The organism is Ktedonosporobacter rubrisoli (assembly GCF_004208415.1).
Classification (GTDB): Bacteria; Chloroflexota; Ktedonobacteria; order Ktedonobacterales; family Ktedonobacteraceae; genus Ktedonosporobacter; species Ktedonosporobacter rubrisoli.
Genome location: NZ_CP035758.1, coordinates 54,069 through 68,353 on the forward strand (window position 1 = coordinate 54,069; position 14,285 = coordinate 68,353).

The window sequence follows — 14,285 nt, forward strand, 5'->3', positions numbered from 1 at the left end:
AGAGTATACTTACTCAGGATGTAGCGCCGCTTCGGTTATTATTTGTAAGTAGCTATCTAACTTATAGCTTCATAACTATAGTAAGAAAAAACAATAAACTCAATACTTTCTTTTTATTCCATAAAACATCCAAAAAACTTTAATGTACCTAGCAGGTAAAAAGGAGATGATACTTTAGCCTGTGCCTTGCTTCATGAAGGAGAAGACACATATATGCATGAATACCCTATATTGATCAATATTACTTTGTCTGTTGCGGCTGCCCTTGTTGGTGGGTATCTGGCTCGCTTACTGAAATTGCCCACCATGGTTGGTTATCTGCTTGCTGGCATCGTAATTAGTCCTTTCACTCCCGGCTTCATCGGCGACCTTACCACGATTCAACAACTTGCGGAACTTGGAGTTATTTTCCTCCTCTTTGGGGTAGGTCTCCATTTCTCCCTTCGTGATTTATGGGCGGTCCGCGCAATTGCTATTCCAGGCACTCTAATCCAATTGGGAATCATTACAGCCTTTGGCGTATTGCTCACCCGCTTCTGGGGCTGGTCGTTGCCTGCCGGTATCTTGCTGGGTGTCGCCGTGGCAATTGCCAGTACAGTAGTAATGATTCGCAACCTCATGGATCAGGGCTTGCTCAATACAACCGCAGGCCAGATTGCTATGGGTTGGCTGGTATTAGAAGACTTAATTACTGTTCTCATTCTGGTGCTGCTCCCGACGCTTACAGCCAATGCAGGCGAGCCTGTCTGGCAAAGCGCTGGCCTGGCCTTGCTGAAAACTGGCGCCTTTGCCGCCCTGATGCTGATAGCCGGTACGCGCATCGTTCCCTGGTTCCTGACGCGCATGGCTTATCTGCGCTCACGCGAGCTCTTTATTGTTGCCATAGTAGTGATCACGGTTGGCATAGCTCTGGCTGCCTCCGCTTTATTCGGCGTTTCTCTAGCTCTGGGAGCTTTTATGGCTGGGGTAGTGGTCAGCGAATCGGCGCTCTCCCACCAGGTGGAAGTAGAGGTCCTACCGTTTCGCGAGACGTTTGGCGTGCTGTTCTTCGTCTCGGTAGGTATGCTGGTGAATCCGCTCTATCTCCTCTCTCACGCCGGTGAGGTCCTGGCGCTCGTCGCACTAATCATTGGCGGTAAGTTTCTGATTACGTTGTTACTTGGCCTGATCTTTCCACAGTCAGCGGGCACAATGCTCATCGTAGCAGCCGGCCGAGCCCAGATAGGTGAGTTCTCTTTTATCCTTGGCCAGACAGGAGTTGCGCTGGGGCTATTAACCCAGGAGCAATATTCGCTTATTCTAGCGGGTGCGATCATTTCGATTACGATCAATCCTTTCGTCTTTCGCGCATTGCCCTGGATCGAAACTCGTTTGCGTGCTTTCCCTGCCCTCTGGTCCCTCTTAGATCGTCAACAGCCTCTCTCCCTCCAAACCCAGCTAGCCGAAACATTGCATGAGCATGTTGTGGTGGTTGGCTATGGACGCGTGGGGCACCATATTGTACAGGTGCTCTCCCATCTTGAAGTACCACGCCTGGTTATTGATCTCGATGTCTCACGTATCATAGAATTGGACGGGCAGGGTGTACCCACCCTCTACGGAGACGCCGCCGAATCGGAGATCCTTACTCACGCACATGTGGAGCGCGCTCAGGCCGTAGTAGTAACAGTTCCCGACGAGGCATCCGCCTTCATCATCGTCGCTAAAGTGCGTAAACTCGCGCCTCAGGTTACTATAATTGTGCGAGCAGCTACTCAGGATGGTGTACACCGCCTCTTCGAGCTCGGAGCCAACGAAGTTATCCATCCAGAATTGGAGGGCGGCCTGAATATTGTTCGTCAAACCCTAACTCATCTTGGCTACGCTGAAAATGAGACCCAGCAGTACATCTCTGCCGTGCGCCATGATCACTATGATCTCACAGCCTCCACGCTTGCTGAACAATATACGCTGGCCCAGTTGCATAAAAAATCATGCACATTAGTCGCCGAAGCCAGGGACGAGGGTGTTCCAGAAGCAAAAACTGAGGATCTTGTTTAAACAAGGTCTCCATTAGTCGACTTACTCGCCGCCAGCTTACGGGCAGCAGATCCCAATAAATTGGTGGGGAAACTTTTTCACAGTTTTCTGCAGTCTTGCCCTCTTAGCGCTGGCTCGTATCCTGCAAAAAGATTATCTAATCGTCTCACAAGAATGTGAAGCCGGGTTTGAGCTGTGCCAACGTCAAGCAGTGTTTTTTTGCTCTGTGCGCCTACAGTGTGCCTCGTATCGGCAGCGGAGAGGCCCCAGGCTGAGCTTTGTAAGCAGTACACATTAACAAGGGATTCTCCGGATTCTCCTCGGCAAGTTTCTCCGGCATGATCGATACTTTCTTGCTGGCTACAAATGCTCCACATAAAAGTTGGGATGAGGCATATAACTGTAAATCCAAATTTTAAACCAGCCAGTTTTCCAACAATTATGCTGGTGGATTCGCCTCTTTGACGTAGCGATAGAGGGTTGCACGGGAGATTCCAAGAGCTGAGCACAGTTCTGGAATCGAATGCTCTTTGGAGGCAAAGAGCTGACGAGCCAGCGCCACTTTGGCATTCGATTGGAGCTTGCGGGGACGTCCCCCAACGTTGCCCCTGGCTCTGGCCGCAGCTAGCCCTGCATTGGTCCGCTCCCGAATCAGATCCCGTTCAAACTCAGCTAGGGCCCCCAGGAGATGGAAGATCAGCTTACCAGAAGGTGTCGAGGTATCAATCTGCTCGGTGAGGCTGGTGAATGAGATATCACGATTTTGCAGATCGGAGAGCAGTTCCATCAGATGGTTTAACGAGCGCCCTGCCCGATCCAACTTCCAGACGACCAATGTATCTCCCGGGCGCAGATACGCGAGCGCTTCCTCCAGACCCTTGCGGGAAGCTGTCGCCCCAGAAATCTTGTCAGCAAACACTTTCTCGCATTTGGCTGCTGCTAGCGCATCTCGTTGCAGATCTTCATGTTGCTCATGCTTGGAAACTCGAATATATCCGACATTCATGACGTGCTCCTCTCTGTGTCTCACCTTTCCCGTCAGAGAGGGGAGGTTTTGAGATTCTCCATTATGAGACAGGTTTTGAGATTCGTCAACCAGGAAGACACGCTCGCAGAGCTGGTGTGCTGTGACCCTGAAACAGCCGAGTTAATCGTCGCAAGAAACGGTCGATAATGAGACTCCTCTCTTCAGAGAGCGCTTTGGCCGTCGTTGCCGCTTTTTTCTCATCTGGAAGGAATGAGAGAGCAGAAGAGATGTGCGCAGTTGCACACTTCATCTGAAACTGCCACGACGCCTGTTTGCGGGAAACGAGGAGGAAAACACACCATGAAGCTTGTCGGACCTTCTGCCAATCCTTCGTTGGCGTTTACGAACAGTTTGCGTGGGCGGGACAATGGCGTTCCCTTCAGCATTCAGAAAGAGCAAGTTGGTGAGTTGCTGGTGACCTCTGGCTCGATTATCGCTTGCGACCCCTATTTTCTGCCCCTCAGTAGGCCCAAGCCCTATACAACGAAGATCCCACCAGGACGCTACCCCGTTTTCGTAAGCGGCATCCAATCGGAGGGTATTTGTGGAGGGAGGGTGGCATTCGCGCAGGTACAACTGAGCAAACAGGAAGGAGTGCGATGGGAAATGGCTCTCCGTCCCGGTGAAGATGTGAGCACCCTGGCACCTGACCATTTCTTCGGATATGGGGTGGACTCTGGAACAAGCTGCTTTCTGGATCAGGATGTACAGGCATGGTTGCTTGAGCAATTCAAAGCTCGTGGATACGCTGACTGGTCGCCGCCACAGACCCAAGAAGAGGCAGAAGCATGGCAAAAGCGTTGGGAGGCAATGACGGCTTTCTTTTACGACCAGGTGGGCGATCCATTGCTGAGAATCCTTGAATCGTCGAGGCTTGGTGCTGGATCGATGACTCTCAAATCTCCTACAGGCGGCAATATAGTGGCATTCCATAGTGGCTATGGCGATGGCAGCTATCCATCCTACTTTTTGTACACGGCAGAAGGTAGCCTGTCAAGCCTCATCACTGATTTTGGTATCTTTCAGGATGTCGAGTGGGACTCGCCACTGAGCTGAGCTTTATCTCGGCCCTTCATTTCCTCACGGTGAGCAAGAGGCTCTCTTGAACATGCCACAGCCACAAGTCTACGCGTTCGGCAGAGATGGAAAAGTGCGCTCGCATTTCTCCAGATTCTCAGCATACGGACGATTTCGAGATGAGATTGAGGCCCCTCTTCGCGCGAAACGAGGGGGTTATGCCAATAGGCATGACGGAATGCAGCAAGCTATCTTTGCCGATGCTTCTGGGAGAGCAGGGAAAGCCGATACAAATTGGGACTCGCGAAGTGGCTCCTGCGACCTGCTTCAGCAGAGCCAGCCAGTCATCTCAGAGAAGCGTCGCGGGAAGAAGTGTCCATGTTGTGCCCCATCACTCGTTTTGTAGAGTGATGAGGTCATTTCATCCTCACTCTTGGTGATGATCCAGCCAAGCTTGCTAGAGAGAAAAAGGAGTTGGCTCCCGTCTTTGAAGGGAGAGGGTGACACAAGAGTCTGCCAGCTCATACCTCCATCAGTGGTCGTGAACAGGGCAAGATCGGGGCGGCCCACCCAGCCAAAACCCATATCGGTAAACCGAGGGGCGGGGGTGTTTCTGTAGGCCATCTGATGAATCGCTCCCGGTTTCACCGTCCTGGTGTAGAGAACATTATAATCCACAGCCACAAATGGCCTGCTTTGCCAGCTCAGACCCCCGTCATGAGTGACGAAGCTCAGAAACCCATTTGGGGTGCCATCCTGGGAGTGATTGATGGAAGCCGGAATCACTCCCTCTTGTGCGGAGAAAAAGCGCGGCTGCTCAAGCCAAAGCTCGCAGGTAGGCTTGATCCCAGGCGGGAGAAGAAGGGGTTGAGGAGTCCAGGTGTATCCCCCATCACGAGTGAGATAGAGCAAGGGCTTCTGTGTAGTTGCCTTGGTAACCGTAGGCATGGCCGTAATCCAGCCCGTCTGCCGATCAAGAAACTGCAGAGCACTTCCCCCGCCAATGCCAGGGACGGGAGGAATCTCGTTGGTGAAGCGCAATACTTGCTTCCAGTGGAGCCCCCATCGGCGGTCGAGAGAAGGAGCACAGAGGACGTGTACCCGATTTGAAGGAGCACCCAGCCTAAGTTCGCGTCAGGAAACGTGAGGCTCCGGACCCAGATACGCTCGTCGGATGTCAGTGGAAGACTCCCCTCTTCCCAAGTAGTGCCCGCGTTGGTCGTGCGATAGACCTGCTGGCTCGTAAAGGCGAGAGCCATCTGCTCTGAAAGTGGGAAGAACTCCAGATGATCGCTCCTATCCAGTTTCCAGGTCTTGACTCCCTGAAAGGTTACGCCACCATCGTTGGTATGGATGACACGATACTCACCATTGAGCGTGACAACCCCATTCGCCCACTTGTCCAAGCCCAAGATCAATCCCCAGCCAGTGGTTTGGCTGCTCATCTGGAGAGAGTAGAGATCAACTTGCATGGTAATGCTCCTTACAGAACGCGCCAGTGGTCACAAAGAAGAGAGCCTGCTGACTCTCTCATCAAACCAACGCTTTTGAGACACCTCATCCACACAGCTTATCCCAAAACGTGTCGTTCGCGCGCTTTTTCTACCACCTCTTTGGTGACGGTATGGAGGTGATTGATTTCCAAAATGCGCTCAATCTGCATCAACAGACGATGAATAACGCGAAAGTTGCTACCAGTAATGCGCACGATGGCGGCCAGAGCCTCGGCATCAGTAAAATCATCCACGCGGATATGCATGCCCAGGTGGCTCCAACGCTCTTGGAGTAACCACACGAGCCCGAAGTGACCTCGATCATAGAGATCACGCAGCTGCTCCAGCGCGGCTGGCTTTAATCGTTGAGCCTCATCGACGATCACCAACTCTGTCCGTTTGGGAAGCCGATAGGCCAGCAAAAAATCATCTTTGCCTCGGCTGGCCTGCTCTGCTGCTTCAACCACGTAGGAGAGGGTGGCAGAGAGAGCCATCACCTCCCGCTCGATGCGCAAGGGCGTCGCGGCCACTGGAGCGGTATAGTACACGGTCCGACACGCGAGCACGTCGGCAAAAGCAGGAGAACCGGGGGTGGCGAATGGTCTGTGCGGAAACTGGTCGTCAAGATAGCGTCGTCCAACTAGAGTAAACAGTTCTTCAGGAAATAACGGTGAGAGCAGATCCCAACGAGCATATTCTCGTGCCGAACGTGTTTTTCCTGCCCCAGCAACCCCATGACAAATTCCAATATAGCGATACTTTCGACACGCGTCGCAGAATTCTCCAAATCGGAGATACTCCTTGGTGGCGGCAAAGATGAGTTCTTTTGTCTCAGGCTCTTCACTCATTGATATATCCTTTGAGCTGAGAAGGTCCCACCACTTCAGGTTGCTTCTGCACTCCTAAGGGCGGCTCAGGCTCTTCCTGATGGATGGCAAGAAAGTGCTCCACCACCGCTTGACGGCTGGAGAGCCCCACCTGGACCTGCTTGCGCCGCTGCGCTCTCGCCTTTTTAATCTCCTTCAAGCTCACCGTCTGACCCGAGAGTTCCGCGCTGACCGCATCACAGAGAAAGCGATCCTGATAAAAGATCCGTATCTGGGCGAGATCTGCCGGGTCGTAACGAACCACCACTTCTTCCTTCACATAGGCTGCCAGGGTCACGTCCATATAGCGATATCCCTCGGATGCCGTCCTGCTGGACCCGTCGTGTCTTCCTCACGGTTAAGAGCAGCAGATCAAGTTGCTCAAGGGAGGTGGGCATGCGAGGCACGAACTCACCCCTCTGCCAGCGCTCCGCTGGCCTGCATTTGGTTTCGCTATGGACCCGCTGGTGATAGGAAGTCAATAGCCAGGCCCGAAATTTTTCCTCAAACGCGGCCAGAGTGAGGGTGGCCTGTGCTCCCTTGTATCCGGCAGGACAATACCCAGGAAGATCTTGCAAGAACAGCTCGTTGACACTACGAAAAAAACGTTCAATCTTCCCGCGCCCACGAGGAACCCCCTTTTCGGAAAAGATCAGTTCGATGCCTACATCGATGGCAACCTGCTCCATATGCTTGCTGGTGAAATCTGATCCATGATCGCTGTAGAAAACGCTGGGAATACCAGAGATCTGCCAGCGGGGATCTTCTTTGCGCCAGATCGCCTGGCGCAGGGCTAATGCTGTGGTCAGTGCGGTTGGCTCCTGGAAGGTGAGCCGGAAACTCGCGATAGCGCGGCTGTAATCATCCTCGATCACCGTCAACCACGGCTTGGCAGGCTTCCCGTTCTCATCGAGAAGCCAGATGTCAAGCGGAGAATGATCCGCCTGCCACATCGCATTCGAGTGGGTGGCCTCCCGCCGATAGAGCAGATCAAATTCCTCGCGATAGGCAGCAGCTCCCTGGTGGGCCAGAGTGAGGAGGGCGGGATCAAGCTGCTTGATGATTTGGCGCACGCGCTCATAACTGAGAGGTTTCCACCCTTGAACTTCCGCAATCGCGGTCACTTGGCGATGAATGGCGGCGGCTGAACGGGGAGGAGTTTGTAAGGCTAGTCCTTCAATCAATCTGATTGCCTGCTCTGGGAGGCGGCGAGACTGCCCTTTATCCGGGCGGGCAGTGTGATTTGCGAGCCCTGCTAACCCCTTCTCGCGGTACCGTTTGATCCAGAGTTGTATCGTCGAAGGTGCAAGCTGATGGGTACGGGCTACTTGCGCTTGGGAGACCTCTTTTTCCAAAGCGGGACGGATGATCGTGTATCTTTCCTGAGCCTGTGCTCTTTGAGCCTCTGAAAGAGCTGTGAGGGACAATGGTGCTTCGTTCATTTCTCTGCCCGTAGAGCATATCAAAAGGAGCTTCCACTCGTCTTTCCCATAGTATACCTGATCACCAGCACAATTGTACAGAATCTCACCAGTTTAAAATTTGGATTTACACATATAATGCTATTACTAGCAAACTTAGTCTGCAAATCGTACAACAACTGTCATCGGCAATTTATTCATAATAATTGGCAAACGAAGCAAAAGTGGATAGAGGATGCCATAGAAGAATCCTCGCCCCTGTGGCTGAGGCAATATCTGCATGTCCTTGATGGACGCGTGCATATCTGTGATTTCATCAAGCTGATCCCTATCGATACCCCAGGGTTGCGCTGGCATTCGGTAGAAACGACTCTGGCGATGTCCTCGCTGCGTACGCGCCCAGCGTGGAATCGTGTCAAAGAGCATCTCACCGCCTGGAAATCTCTCGGCAATGGCATCCAGAAGCTTATGGGCCTCCGCTGGCTCAAAATACATTAGCAGACCTTGAGCAACTATCAGAATGTCTTGCGTGAAATCTACATGTTGCGCCCAGCTCAGATCTAGCGCGGAGCAGGCTAACATCTGCAGGCGATTGTTTTGGGGCAAAAGACGTCTTCGTAAATCGATGACCTCCGGTAGATCAACTGTTAGCCAATGAACCTGACCATTGTCAATCCGCCAGAACTGTGTCTCCAACCCTTCACCTAGCGCAACCACCATCCCACTCGGGTGTAACGCTAGAAACTTGCGGATCTGTGCATCAAACTGTATGGCCCGAAGCACATGGCTGAGGTCCGGCTTACCAAATCGTTGGACAAAAGGATATTTGATGCTCTTAAGAAGATCGACGGAGAGGGGATCGCGAAGCATACCCGTAGGTTGCTTCGCTTCCATTGCGCGGTTATATAACGTCATGAGCAGGGTCTCAGGAACTCCTGTCAAATCCACTATCACTTGACCTTGCATGGCTCCCATATATAGCTCTCCCAAAGATAGTTTGGCCAATTGCTCGTGAGCTCAAAGCTGCTTTTCCGCTTCACCCTTCACGCCCTTTATTCGGTAGAATAAAGACTGGCGTTGAGGTGATTTCTAGCTGCAAGTGACCATCGGTCAGCCTGGTTGCTACTTTCTCTCCAAACGCATCAAAGGCCTGGGCCTGTTGCGATCTCCAGGGTAAGTCAAAGGCTACGGGCGCCTCATCCTCACCTGAGAAAGTATCTCGCCGTTCCCAGACCACGAAGAGCGAACCACTTTTGCCACGTTGCACCTCAAAGAGATAGGTGCCAGGACGTTCGGGCAGTTCGATGCGCTCGACGCTTTCAACACCCGCCATCGTATGTGCCATTCGGCTGTATGTCTCTGCGGCCGGATAGCGCTTCTTGACTACACCATCCTCATAGTCCATGAGCTTGAACTTGTCAAACAACAGATCCATCAAACGATACGGGTCTGATGTTTCTGTAGCGAGATTCCAGCAAAATGTCTTTTCAGCTCCGGCGGCAAGGGCCAGCAGATTGCGCATTACTATCTGCCGACAGTTAATGCGATGGCGCCTCTCTTGCCATTGAGCAGGGCAACCGGCCATAAACATCTGCGTCTGCGCTGGTAGCTGCTCCATCCGCGCATAGAACTCTTTCATGGCTTTTTGCTCGGCATCGCTCTGCGCGGTTTGCACCTTCTCATCGTCGCTAAGGACTGCGCTTGTAAAGTTAGTCCACACTTGCATTCCATAGATGGCCTGCATGTTCTCAGTGAACTCGAAGAAGCCGGGACCGTTGTACTCACCAACAAAGATCGGTTTCTGATAACCATGAGCTGCCATTTTCTTGCGCACATCCTCAAGCACATCCGGGATAAGGTATGGCTCATCGTAGAGATGTACATCAAAGATATCGAAGTAATCAGCTCCATCGCGCAAAAGCTGGTTGAAGAAGTCCTGCTCGGCTTGCTCCTCAGGCCTGATGGTTTCGCTAGGCTGATGATACAGACCAACCGCACCAGCCAAAATTATTCTGGCTTCTGGATCAGCAGCTCTGACAGCTCGTGAGAAAACTTTCAGCTGCTCAACGTACTCTTGGGCGCTACCTTTGGCCCAGAAGATTGCATTGTTCGGCTCATTGTCCATCTGCCAGTAGCGCACCCGTCCTTTGCAGCGGCTGACCAGCGTATGCACAAATTCATAATAAGCTTTCAGATCACTGGCGGGCGAGGGTGGCAATAGCATGCTTGGCTGCTTTGTGCCCCATGTTGAGCTTGAGCCTAGCATAATCCAGGCATCGTCGGCTGGCTCTAATTGCGCCAGAAAAGTATCCACAGTATCCCAGACAAAGCAATCTGGCTCGGGCTGCATCTGATTCCAGAAGAGGAAGAGCCGGACAGCTCCAGCCCCCAAAGCGCGAAGCTGTGGCATGAACACATCTGCCTTAACACCTTCATATCCATAGACAAATCCGCGCACAATCCCAAAGGGGGAACCAGAGTCCCTACGTTTATAATGAGTTATTTTGTTTGTAGCTTTGTCCTGATTTTCCAGCATCTTTTATCCTTCCTTCACATTAAGAAAATGTATCATATAGAAAGAAATGTATCTTCTCGTGAAAAAGCCTTATCTTAATACAGCTTCGCGTCCTTCTCGCATCAAGGCTTGAATTGCTGCAAGTATAGAAGATAAGCGGGTGAGGCTACATCCCCCAGGTGGGCGATTCTGCGGATAATCAGGTTTCGGAGGTGTAGGGAGTCCATGTGAACATAGTACCCACATTGTTCCTTTCCATTTGGTTCAATTAGCGGGCTTTCTTGTGGGGAACAATAATGCACATAGGTAACAAAACCTGTAAAATGAAGCACAAAAAAGTTGTCTGGAAAGGCTTCGGCACATGCAAAAAAGCATACTTATCTGTGATTTGCCAAACGTTTTAGCCACCTCGGACACAATATGGCTCTGACACAGGTTTGGGGTAAGCTCTTCAATACTATGAGAAAAAGATGACGAACGACCAACATGACAGCCCAGCGAGAAAAGAGTATACTCTTCAGAGAGATAGATGCTTGTTGCAAATATGCTTCATTGTTGAACAGCAGATGGAGAGAAAAATCGGGAGAACAATCTATGACCCGTGTTGCTATCATTGGAAATGCTGGCGGAGGCAAATCGACGGTCTGTAGGCGGCTTGCAAAAGCCTTCGACTTGCCTATGTATCCAATGGACCAACTGCAATGGAAACCAGGGTGGGTTCCCGCTTCAGCAGAAGAGTTTCATCAAAAACATGCAGCGATTCTTGCACAAGAACGGTGGATTATCGACGGATGGGGGCCTCCAGAAGAGATTGAAGCGCGCTTCCTGGAAGCTGATACCATTATTTTTGTGGACCATCCGCTCCTCATTCATTACTGGTGGGCACTCAAACGGCAGTTGAAATGCCTCTTCCGGCCTCGCCCTGATGGACCTGAGGGCTGTCCTATGCTTCCCATGACCTGGAAACTCTTTCGCATGATTTGGGCTCTTCATCATCAGGGGCGGCCATACATTCTGCGTCTGATCAATGGATTGCAGGAATCCAAACAGATCATTCATATTCGTTCCCCGCGAGAACTACGGGCTTTTGTTTACACATATTGTGCTGCGTAACGGTGAGCATTGAGCCATCAAGGCACCGATCCGGAAAGGCTTCTCAGATGCGATGAAGAACGCGCTGGCGCAGGAAGGCAAAGTCCGCCTTGCCGTACATCATGCGTTTGAGAAGCTTCATCCTGGTCACGTGGCCTTCCGTTTGGCCGTTATTGATGGGTAGCATTCATCCGGCTTGCACAGCCGCTTTATCCTGGTCCACACCGTGCGCAAAACTTTGCAGTTCGGGAATCTCACTCTCCTGCACTTTGGTGAGCCAGGTGTCCAGTCGTTCCCCTTCGCGTTTGCGCAGCATCTGGAGAAAGTCTTGGGTCAAGCAGTAGGCCGATTCCAGATCGGGATGGACTCGACGAAGCGCCGCCAGGTCCATTCGTTCACCCTCCGCCAGGTTGTCTGGATGCCGCATAAAGAGACACACGGCGACAGCCGAAGTGGAGTAGACTACTTGTGGCGTTTCTCCAGGAGGTTTCACCTCTGTCTTCTTGAGCGTTTTCAGGAACCGATAGACCATCCGTTGTGACCCTGGATAGCCCTGTGCAGCAATCTCTTCCCAGAGACGAGTGCCGTTGCGCTCCCCGTCCCGCCAGCGTTTGAGCACGTAAGGAGCGTAGGGGTCAAAGCCACTCTGCTGTTTGCGCCGAGGTCTGGTATCAGGGGCCACACCCCGCTCGAACCAATGTCGCACCGTTCGTTCGCTGGCCCCGAGCTGACAGGCAATCTCTTTGATCGCAAGCCCTTGTCCGCGCAGACGCACAGCCTGCTGATAACGCGCGTCTCGCTCATCTCGGCGGCTCGCAATGGTCCGCGCAACCTGTACCCTTGGGTCTGGACGCCATTCCTCTACGGGGGCGAACGTGTCTTCTTGAGCGGGTGCTTTTCCGTCTGCTTCTTGGCTTGCTGTTTTGAGCTTGGAGAGAACGCGTGCCAGCAGTTTCTGAACCGCTTCTGACAAATGCTTACTGACATGGAAGCGGTCGGCCACCTGAATTGCTTGAGGGGCGCCAGTTGAGGCCGCGCTGGCGTACTCTGCGCCTCGATCACGGCTAACATACTTGATCTCTGGGTGGGCAGTCATCCACGCGGCAGCGGTGTCGGCCTGCCGGTCGGGCAAGAGGTCGATGATCTGGTGAGCCTCCAGGTCGACCACGACCGTGCCAAAGGTTCTGCCGCGTAGAAAGGAAAAATCATCGAGGCCCAGACACTCCACATGTTCCGCTTGCGGCGTAGGGAGTGCCATTATCCGACGCACTATCGTCATCCAGGACGTGGTGATTCCCAGGTGCATGACCAGCCGCGCACCGAGTTTGCCACAGGTAGCCATCCCGATCGTTTGTAGGGCCTCGCTCAAACGCGTCGTCATCTGTGCCAACAGGGCCACCAACTGGGGAAGCCGCTCCGCAAAGACCTTGCGCACGCAGTCGGCGGTCTCACAGAAGAACTTGCGCACGTGCAGGATCAGTCGAACCTGCTGTCCTACACAGGGCAGATCTTTCACCACGCAACGATAGCGGCTATGCAGGTGGGTCGCAGGCTGTTGACACAGCGGGCACACAGCAGTTGGCGAGGTCGCAGTGACGTGGAGCACGAACTGATCTGCTTGCCGCTCTATCTGGGTCAGTTCCAGTCCCTCGCCCAACGGGAAGAACTGAGCAATTTCCATCCTGATATGGTTCTCCTTTTCTCACGTTTTGTGAGAAAAACGGACCACCCAGGATACCGTCTCACTCATCGCTCTCTAAGCGTATTGCTGACTTTATCCCCAAACCTGTGTCTGAGTCACAATATGGTTCAAAAAAAGTTGAACATGATATGGGCCAATTTCATAAGTGGTCCAAACTGAGAGAAAACTGCCTTTCCCTCATCGGGAGATTGAGGGAGGCCCAGGATACAGTGTAAAAATCTCTCACTCAGAGTGGCTTTCACACGCATCCTGGGCCTCCCTCACTTGCAGCCAGTGTAACGGAAACCTTCGCACGGTCGCTCTGTGGGACGGGTTCTATACGGTGCCGGCACCTAAACTCACGGCAGCGCGCACGAGTGACGCGTTGCCCGTCGTGCGTTCGCCGCTAGGCTCATAGAGCGTGTCTTCAAGCCCGATCCGCGTGTCAAGACCGCGGCGGATCGCATCGGTGAGCAGCACCCAGGTAGCCTCGCCATCGCCGTGCTGCAGGCGTGGTGCCGTCAGGCCGAGCCTGTCCAGCGCTCTGTGAATGTCTTCGACCAAGCCAAGCGCGTTGGCGGCGCTGACCGCTACCGGCTCAACCAGGATACGGGTGACCTGTCCGCCCAAGCCCGACGCGGCCAGCCGCTCGGCGTCCTCAACGGTCCAGACACCAGCCTCGATGCCAATCCCCGCCTGGATCAGCGCCATCATGACCTCCTGCGCGCCTGGTTCAGACATGTTGACCGACGCGTAGTCGGGGGTGCGCCAGGCTCGCACCAAGTCGAGTCGGCGTACGAGATCGGGTTCGATCCAGGCGCCGGTTGACACACCAACTGGAACCCCGCACGCGTTGCGGACCTTCATGACAACCGCGTCAACGATCTCCGCATTCAGCCGTTCGCGCCCCTCGGCATCACGGGGATGAAGGTGGATCGCACGCGCCCCTGCGGCCACGCAGGCAGCAGCGTCGCGCGCCAGTTCCTCGACCGACACCGGCACCGCGACATGTGCGGCCTTCGTCAGATCTCCGTTGAGAGTAACCTGAAGTCCTATCCTGGTTTGGTTCATTGTTCCTCCTGTCGTGGCAAACAGGCGACTTTCGCCCGTCAAGCCACATCATCTTAGATTCGTCTACGGTGGTCTGGTGTTCA

General features: G+C 53.2%; 11 protein-coding genes and 1 pseudogene. 3 read left to right on the plus strand and 9 right to left on the minus strand.

The genetic code is table 11. The features are described from left to right. Positions 1-213 precede the first annotated feature (213 nt). Positions 214-2,040: a cation:proton antiporter gene (locus EPA93_RS00300; RefSeq protein WP_129885115.1), complete on the plus strand. Its 1,827-nt coding sequence runs from the start codon at positions 214-216 to the stop codon at positions 2,038-2,040. A gap of 418 nt (positions 2,041-2,458) precedes the next feature. Here the strand turns inward: EPA93_RS00300 and EPA93_RS00305 are convergent, their stop codons facing one another. Then, complete coding sequence (locus tag EPA93_RS00305) at positions 2,459-3,025, minus strand: recombinase family protein (protein WP_129885116.1); 567 nt, start codon at positions 3,023-3,025, stop codon at positions 2,459-2,461. A 321-nt stretch (positions 3,026-3,346) separates the two neighbouring features. On the opposite strand from EPA93_RS00305, the gene EPA93_RS00310 reads away from it, so the two are divergent. Next, the gene (locus EPA93_RS00310; protein WP_165422765.1) at positions 3,347-4,102 is read left to right on the plus strand and encodes a DUF4241 domain-containing protein; all 756 of its coding nucleotides are present in this window, start codon (positions 3,347-3,349) and stop codon (positions 4,100-4,102) included. A gap of 288 nt (positions 4,103-4,390) precedes the next feature. Here the strand turns inward: EPA93_RS00310 and EPA93_RS00315 are convergent, their stop codons facing one another. The 6 genes from EPA93_RS00315 to EPA93_RS00340 form a co-directional block, all read right to left on the minus strand. After that, entirely contained in the window at positions 4,391-5,104 is a 714-nt protein-coding gene (locus EPA93_RS00315) for a hypothetical protein (protein ID WP_129885118.1), read from the minus strand. A 529-nt stretch (positions 5,105-5,633) separates the two neighbouring features. After that, a complete protein-coding gene (locus EPA93_RS00320; RefSeq protein ID WP_129885119.1) occupies positions 5,634-6,404 on the minus strand; it encodes an AAA family ATPase in 771 nt (256 codons plus the stop codon). Next, positions 6,397-6,687 carry a Mu transposase C-terminal domain-containing protein gene (locus EPA93_RS00325; RefSeq protein WP_242527295.1) on the minus strand — a complete coding sequence of 97 codons (291 nt, stop codon included), beginning with the start codon at positions 6,685-6,687 and terminating at the stop codon, positions 6,397-6,399. The genes EPA93_RS00320 and EPA93_RS00325 overlap by 8 nt, the downstream gene beginning before the upstream one ends. Continuing rightward, positions 6,620-7,864, minus strand: a complete 1,245-nt coding sequence (locus EPA93_RS00330) for a DDE-type integrase/transposase/recombinase (protein ID WP_129885121.1) — start codon at positions 7,862-7,864, stop codon at positions 6,620-6,622. Before EPA93_RS00330 ends, EPA93_RS00325 begins: the two co-directional genes overlap by 68 nt. A 135-nt stretch (positions 7,865-7,999) precedes the next feature. Beyond that, a complete protein-coding gene (locus EPA93_RS00335; protein ID WP_129885122.1) occupies positions 8,000-8,818 on the minus strand; it encodes a class I SAM-dependent methyltransferase in 819 nt (272 codons plus the stop codon). A gap of 61 nt (positions 8,819-8,879) precedes the next feature. Then, positions 8,880-10,379, minus strand: a complete 1,500-nt coding sequence (locus EPA93_RS00340) for a glycoside hydrolase family 44 protein (protein WP_129885123.1) — start codon at positions 10,377-10,379, stop codon at positions 8,880-8,882. A gap of 573 nt (positions 10,380-10,952) precedes the next feature. Here EPA93_RS00340 and EPA93_RS00345 point away from each other — a divergent pair. Further along, positions 10,953-11,471 carry a P-loop NTPase family protein gene (locus tag EPA93_RS00345; protein ID WP_129885124.1) on the plus strand — a complete coding sequence of 173 codons (519 nt, stop codon included), beginning with the start codon at positions 10,953-10,955 and terminating at the stop codon, positions 11,469-11,471. 43 nt (positions 11,472-11,514) lie between these two features. Here EPA93_RS00345 and EPA93_RS00350 read toward each other — a convergent pair. Then, a pseudogene (locus tag EPA93_RS00350) lies at positions 11,515-13,131 on the minus strand (ISL3 family transposase). A gap of 336 nt (positions 13,132-13,467) precedes the next feature. Beyond that, complete coding sequence (locus EPA93_RS00355) at positions 13,468-14,202, minus strand: 3-keto-5-aminohexanoate cleavage protein (RefSeq protein ID WP_129885125.1); 735 nt, start codon at positions 14,200-14,202, stop codon at positions 13,468-13,470. Positions 14,203-14,285 lie beyond the last annotated feature (83 nt).